Raw genomic sequence first — 5775 nt, 5'->3', positions numbered from 1 at the left:
CTCGGGCACCAGGCCCAGGGCCCGGCTGCCGGCGCCCACGCCGCTCGCGACGGGTGAGCCGAGGTGCGGGGTGCCGAGAGTCACCACGTCGGTGACGCGGTCGACCCAGCGGTCGTCGCAGTCGTCCACCACGTCGGCGGCCGCGCGCGCCACCAGGCCCCCCATGGAGTGGCCGACCAGCGCGATCCGCTCGACCGGGACCGGCCAGGACCGGGTGAGCTGCTGGAGCACGGCGGTCAGGGCGGCGCCATTGGCCCGCAGCGTGAGCCCGGTGTTGGTGCGCAGCATGACGGGGGTCCAGCCCTGCCCGGCGAGCGCCTCGGCGTACGTCGTCCCCACCTCGTCGCGATGCCGGCGCCAGCTGGACTCGTCCTCGCAGAGTCCGTGGAGGAACACCACGACCCGACTTGTCGCACCCGGGTACGCCCCCCGCACGCCCTCCGCCGTCAGGTCGACGTCGCGACCGTCCACCCGCACCGCCATCGGGATCGACCACTGCGGTYGCTCCTCGGCGAGCCGGTCCCCGATCAGCCCGTTGACCGCCGCCCGCACGAAGCGACCCCGGGGATGGTCGTCCAGCCGGCCGCCGGCACGCGCGTCCAGACCCGCTGTGGCTGCCGCGTCGAGGCCCCGGCCGGCGGCCCGCAGGCCGTGGCCGACCCCGGCGTACACGCCCGACGCGACCGTCCGGTGCACCCGGCCCGGCAGGGCCGATGCCGGTCCCAGCGACCGGTCGAGGATCCCGTGGACCCGGTCCACGAACGCGAGGTGGGTGTCGCGGACCGTCTTCACGCCCAGGTCGTCGACGACCTCGGCCACCAGGGACAGGGCGTCGAGCACCCCGGGTCCGGCGGTGGCGTGGCTGCGCGTGGGCATTCGACCAGCGTAATCGCCGAGTGGACACCTGTGCACCCATGCCCGGCGTCGACTGCGCCACACTCGCAGGATGCACGAGGGCGTGTGGCGACACCCGCTCGTGGCGTCGACCTTCCGCCCCGCCTGCGCGACCGGATGCGCGAGGTGGCCGGGCGGGTCGAGGACCTGGCGCGCGACTTCGCCGCACTCCCCCACGCCGCCAGCCACGGGACCGCCTGCCCCGGCCGTCGAGGGTCTGGCCGTCGACCCCGACGTCGTACGTCGCAGGCACGCCCTGACCCTGGTGCTCTTCTGTGCCCTGCCGTCCCTGCCGCTCGACGCGACCGACTCCTGACCGGAGCAGCCGGACGCGCGCGACAGGGCGTCCGGATCGCTCCGGACGCCCCGTCGTGGCGGTACTGGGTGCTGCGGGCCGATCAGGCCTGAGCGGGCTCCTCGCCCGACTCGGCCGACTCGGCGGAGTCGTCCGTCTCCGGGGCCGCGTCGGCCTCGGCTGCGGGCTCGCCGATGGTGCCGTCGGGCTGCAGGTTCTTCAGCTCGACCACGTTGCCCGAGGCGTCCTTGACGGTCGCCGTCTCGACGATCGCGGCCAGCGCCTTGCCGCGCAGGATCTCCTGCACGAGCTCGGGGATGTGGTTGTGCTCGAACATGTGGTTCGCGAACTCCTGCGGGTCCTGCCCGGACTGCTGGGCACGTCGCACGAGGTGCGAGGAGAGGTCCTGCTGGTCGACGCCGAGCTCTTCCTTCTTCGCGATCGCGTCGAGGATGAACTGCGCGGCGATGGCGTCACGGACCCGGCGGTCGAGGTCGGCCTCGAACTCCTCGGTGGTCTGGCCCTCGTCCTCGAGGTACTTCTCCATCGTCAGCCCGGCGTAGACGAGCTGCTGCTCGACGTTCTCGCGGCGTGCGTTGAGCTCGTCGGTGACCATGGTCTCGGGGAGCGGGATGGAGACCTTCTCGAGCAGGGCCTCGAGGACGGCGTCGCGCGCGGCGGCAGCCTGCTCGAGGCGCTTGCCGCGACCGAGACGCTCACGCACGTCGGCGGTGAGCTCCTCGGCGGTGTCGAACTCGGAGGCCATCTGCGCGAACTCGTCGTCGACCTCGGGCAGCTGCTGCTCCTGCACGCCGGTGACCTTGACGGTGACGTCGACGGCCTCGCCGACCAGGTCACCGCCCACGAGCTCGGAGGCGAAGGTCTTCTCGTCGTCGGCCTTCATGCCGACCAGGGCCTCGTCGAGCCCGTCGAGCATGCCGCCGCGACCGACCTTGTAGGACATGCCGGAGACCTCGCCGCCCTCGACGGCCTCGCCCTCCTTGGCCGCGGTCAGGTCGATGGTGACGAAGTCGCCGTCGGCGGCCTCGCGCTCGACCTCGGTCAGGGTGCCGAAGCGCTCACGCAGCGCCTGGACCTGCTCCTCGACGTCGGCGTCGGAGATCTCGATGTCCTCGACCTCGGCCTCGAGGCCCTCGTAGGAGGGGAGCTCGAACTGCGGCTTGACGTCGACCTCGGCGGTGAACTCCAGGGCGTCGTTGTCCTCGAACTTGGTGACCTCGATCTCCGGCTGGGCCAGGGGCTCGAGCTCGTTCTCCTGCAGCGCCTCCATGTACTTCGCCGGGACGACCTCGTTGATCGCCTCGTCGAGGACGGCCCCACGACCGACCTGACGGTCGATGACCGCCGGGGGCACCTTGCCGCGGCGGAAGCCGGGCACGTTGATCTGCTGAGCGATCTTCTTGTACGCCGCGTCGAGGCTCGGCTTGAGCTCCTCGAAGGGCACCTCGACAGTCAGCTTGGCCCGGGTCGGGGTCAAGTTCTCGACGGCGCTCTTCACAGGTTGTCTCCTCAATGTCTTCGTGGTCCCGGTCTTCTTCGTCCCGCGCGGTGCGCGGGAACCGGAGTGGTCGTCGGGGCGACAGGCGCAGTGCGCCCATCGGTCTCCCGGCCTCAGTGCAGCCTACTGGCCCCGCGACACGCCCCCGAAATCGCCCGATCGCCGCTGTCACGGGCGGGACGTGAGAGGCGGGTGTGCCGGACGGAGCGGTCGGGGCGACAGGACTCGAACCTGCGGTCTCCTGCTCCCAAAGCAGGCGCGCTAGCCACTACGCTACGCCCCGTCAAGTGGGCCTTCTCCGGGAGGAGACGGCCTGCTTGGAGCGGATGACGGGAATCGAACCCGCGTGATCAGTTTGGAAGACTGAGGCTCTACCATTGAGCTACATCCGCATGCACGGGGCCGCCTCCCCGTGGACCCCGGACCCGTGGTCCGGCGGGCAGGTCTCCGCGCGGTGTCATGGTGCCACACGGGTCCACCGCAGCCACCACCGACTCGTCGGCCGGCCGGGCCGGACCCGCGTGTCAGCGCCGGTGGACCAGCAGCAGGGCTCGGTCGTCGTTGCGCGACCCGAGCGCCCCGATGAGCCGCGCGGCGCCGCCCTCGAAGTCCCCCCGCAGCAGGCGCTCGGCCTGCCCCAGCATCCGGTCGACCCCGAGCATGATGTCGCGGTCGGACGTCTCGACCATGCCGTCGGTGTAGAGCAGCATCGCGTCGCCGTGCTTCATGACCCCCTCGACGCTGTCGTACGACGTCCCCTCGATGAGGCCGAGCACCGGGCCCTCGGCCTCCAGCACCGACCACCGTCCGGAGCCCGCGGCACGCAGCGCGGCCGGCGGGTGGCCGGCGGAGCGGATCTCGAAGCGTCCGGTCTGCAGGTCGAGGGAGAGGTGGACTGCCGTCGCGAAGCCCTCGTCCCAGTCCTGGTCGAGGAGGAAGTCGTTGGCCGCCACCAGGAACTCGTCGGGCGGCAGGGCCCGCAGCAGGCCGCCGAGCGCACCCGAGAGCAGCAGGGCGCGGGTTCCGGCGCCCTCGCCCTTGCCGGAGACGTYGACCACCGCGACGTCGAGGCGATCGTCGTGGCGCGCCGCGACCACGAAGTCCCCGGCGAACGCCGTACCACCGGCGGAGCGCAGCTCGCTGCCGACGTGCCAGGTGTCGGGCAGGGCCGGGATGCGGCCCTGCTTGAGGATGCGGTCGCGCAGGTCGACGAGCATCGACTCCCCCCGCAGCCCGCCGACGCCGAGCCGGGAGCGCCGGAAGCTGGAGAGCAGGATGATGAAGCCGATCGCGAACACCACCAGCACCGTCATCGCGATGCGCTGGTTGATGTTGGGCTGCTGGGGCACGAGCACGGCCACCAGCAGCAGCACGAACACCACGAACCACGGCAGCTGACGCGGCCCGAGCACCAGGCTGCCGACCACCATCGGCACGATCAGAGCGGCGAAGGGCACCCAGTCGGGGACCTTCCAGATGCCGACCGCGAGACCCACGGTGACGGCGACGAGCACGACGAGCGTGAGCGAGTCAGGCGGCAACCTGCGCATGATCCGCGCCTCGAAGCGCCGGCCGGCGCGCTGCGCGCCGGATCGGGAAGTGCTCATGTCCTCGGTCCTCGCGCGGGCTGTTGCGACGACTGTACGGCCCGGGAGCGGAACCTGGGCTGACATCGCGGACACCAGAAGACATTGCGTCCGGCGAGCACCTCGGTGCGCACGACGGAGCCGCACACCAGGCACGGCTGCCCCGTGCGCCGGTAGACGTAGACCTCGCCACCGTGGTCGTCGACGCGCGGGGGGCGACCCATCGCCTCCGGCGTGTGCTCGGGGCGCACGGTGTCGATCCGGTTGGCCACGACGCCCTCGGCCATCAGCACGACGAGGTCGTCCCAGACGGCTCGCCACCGGCCGATCCGGAGCGTGGCGCCGGGGCGCTGCGGGTGGATGCCGTGCCGGAACAGCACCTCGGCCCGGTACACGTTGCCGACCCCGGCCAGCACCGCCTGGTCCATCAGCAGGTCGCCGATCGGTCGTTGGCTGGCCTTGATGCGTCGCCACGCCCGCTCGGGGTCGGCGTCGGGTCGCAGCGGGTCGGGACCGAGCCGGGCGATGATCTCGTCGCGTCGTGCCGGACCGATCAGCTCACACTGCGTGGCGCCGCGCAGGTCGGCGTACGCCGTCGCCCGGCCGGGCTCCTCCGAGGGCAGGGTCACGAGGCGCAGTCGCACCTGGCCGACCGGCGGTGGTACCTCCCCGACGCCGACGTGCACGTCGAAGGTGCCGATGAGCCCGAGGTGCACGTGCACGAGGTGGTCGTGCTCGAGCTCCACGAAGAGGTGCTTGCCCGCGGCGTCGGCCCCCAGCAGGACGCTGCCGTCGACGACCGCGGCGTCGGCCGCGAAGCGACCCTGCGGGCTCCCGACGTGGACGCGGCGGCCCGCGAAGGCGGCGTCGAGGTCGGTGGCGAGCCGGCGGAGGGTGTGCCCCTCAGGCACCCGCGGAGCCCTGCAGGGCCGAGGGGGGCAGGGGCGGCAGCTCGCCGCTCGAGTCGTAGGCGGAGAGCTGGGCGATGCGACGCACGTGCCGCTCCTCGCCGCTGAACGGCGTGGACAGGAAGACCTCGACGAAGCGCACCATGTCCTCGACGGGATGCATCCGACCGCCGACGGAGACGACGTTGGCGTCGTTGTGCTCGCGAGCCAGTGCCGCGGTGGCCTCGGACCAGACCAGGGCGCAGCGGATGCCCTCGACCTTGTTGGCGGCCATCTGCTCGCCGTTGCCGGAACCGCCGATGACGACGCCGAGGCTGTCGAGCCCCTCGGCCCGGTCGGCGGCGACGCCCTCGGCGGCCCGCAGGCAGAAGCACGGGTAGTCGTCGAGGGCGTCGTAGACGAAGGGGCCGTGGTCGACGACCTCGTGGCCCTGGTCGACGAGCCACGTCAGGAGGTGGTCCTTGAGCTCGAGGCCGGCGTGGTCGGAACCGAGGTGTACGCGCATGGCACCAGTCTCTCAGCCCGGACAGGCCCTCACGCCAGGTGCTGGTCCACGAACCCTGAGACCTGCCT

Annotated in this window: 6 protein-coding genes and 2 tRNA genes; 1 reads left to right on the top strand and 7 read right to left on the bottom strand. The window is 72.2% G+C overall.

All coding sequences use genetic code 11. The features are described from left to right. Positions 1 to 876: esterase/lipase family protein (locus ACXJKL_RS12750; protein ID WP_457207417.1), on the bottom strand; the 876-nt coding region annotated here is incomplete at its 3' end. A 70-nt stretch (positions 877 to 946) separates the two neighbouring features. Between ACXJKL_RS12750 and ACXJKL_RS12745 the strand changes: the two genes are divergently transcribed. Further along, a complete protein-coding gene (locus ACXJKL_RS12745) occupies positions 947 to 1210 on the top strand; it encodes a hypothetical protein (RefSeq protein WP_457207416.1) in 264 nt (87 codons plus the stop codon). Between the two features lie 82 nt (positions 1211 to 1292). On the opposite strand, the gene tig is transcribed toward ACXJKL_RS12745, so the two are convergent. From tig to ACXJKL_RS12715, 6 genes are all read right to left on the bottom strand, one after another. After that, positions 1293 to 2708: a trigger factor gene (gene tig / locus ACXJKL_RS12740; RefSeq protein WP_457207415.1), complete on the bottom strand. Its 1416-nt coding sequence runs from the start codon at positions 2706 to 2708 to the stop codon at positions 1293 to 1295. 210 nt (positions 2709 to 2918) lie between these two features. After that, positions 2919 to 2991, bottom strand: a tRNA-Pro gene (locus ACXJKL_RS12735). A 35-nt stretch (positions 2992 to 3026) separates the two neighbouring features. Further along, positions 3027 to 3100 (bottom strand) — tRNA-Gly (locus ACXJKL_RS12730). Between the two features lie 132 nt (positions 3101 to 3232). Next, positions 3233 to 4315 (bottom strand): PP2C family protein-serine/threonine phosphatase, encoded by a 1083-nt coding sequence (locus ACXJKL_RS12725; RefSeq protein ID WP_457207414.1) that lies wholly within the window; start codon positions 4313 to 4315, stop codon positions 3233 to 3235. Continuing rightward, positions 4312 to 5205 (bottom strand): Fpg/Nei family DNA glycosylase, encoded by an 894-nt coding sequence (locus ACXJKL_RS12720; protein ID WP_457207413.1) that lies wholly within the window; start codon positions 5203 to 5205, stop codon positions 4312 to 4314. Before ACXJKL_RS12720 ends, ACXJKL_RS12725 begins: the two co-directional genes overlap by 4 nt. After that, positions 5198 to 5707 carry a ribose-5-phosphate isomerase gene (locus tag ACXJKL_RS12715; RefSeq protein WP_457207412.1) on the bottom strand — a complete coding sequence of 170 codons (510 nt, stop codon included), beginning with the start codon at positions 5705 to 5707 and terminating at the stop codon, positions 5198 to 5200. The genes ACXJKL_RS12720 and ACXJKL_RS12715 overlap by 8 nt, the downstream gene beginning before the upstream one ends. Between the last annotated feature and the right edge of the window lie 68 nt (positions 5708 to 5775).

The sequence above is a fragment of the Nocardioides sp. P5_C9_2 genome, assembly GCF_054049555.1.
The sequence above is the reverse complement of the archived record's forward strand: the minus strand, read 5'-3'. Positions and strand labels throughout refer to the sequence as shown.

Excerpts from the sequence above, each read along its gene's own strand:
- ACXJKL_RS12745 (WP_457207416.1), top strand. The coding sequence starts at position 947 with ATGCACGAGGGCGTGTGGCGACACCCGCTCGTGGCGTCGACCTTCCGC.
- ACXJKL_RS12715 (WP_457207412.1), bottom strand. The coding sequence starts at position 5,707 with ATGCGCGTACACCTCGGTTCCGACCACGCCGGCCTCGAGCTCAAGGAC.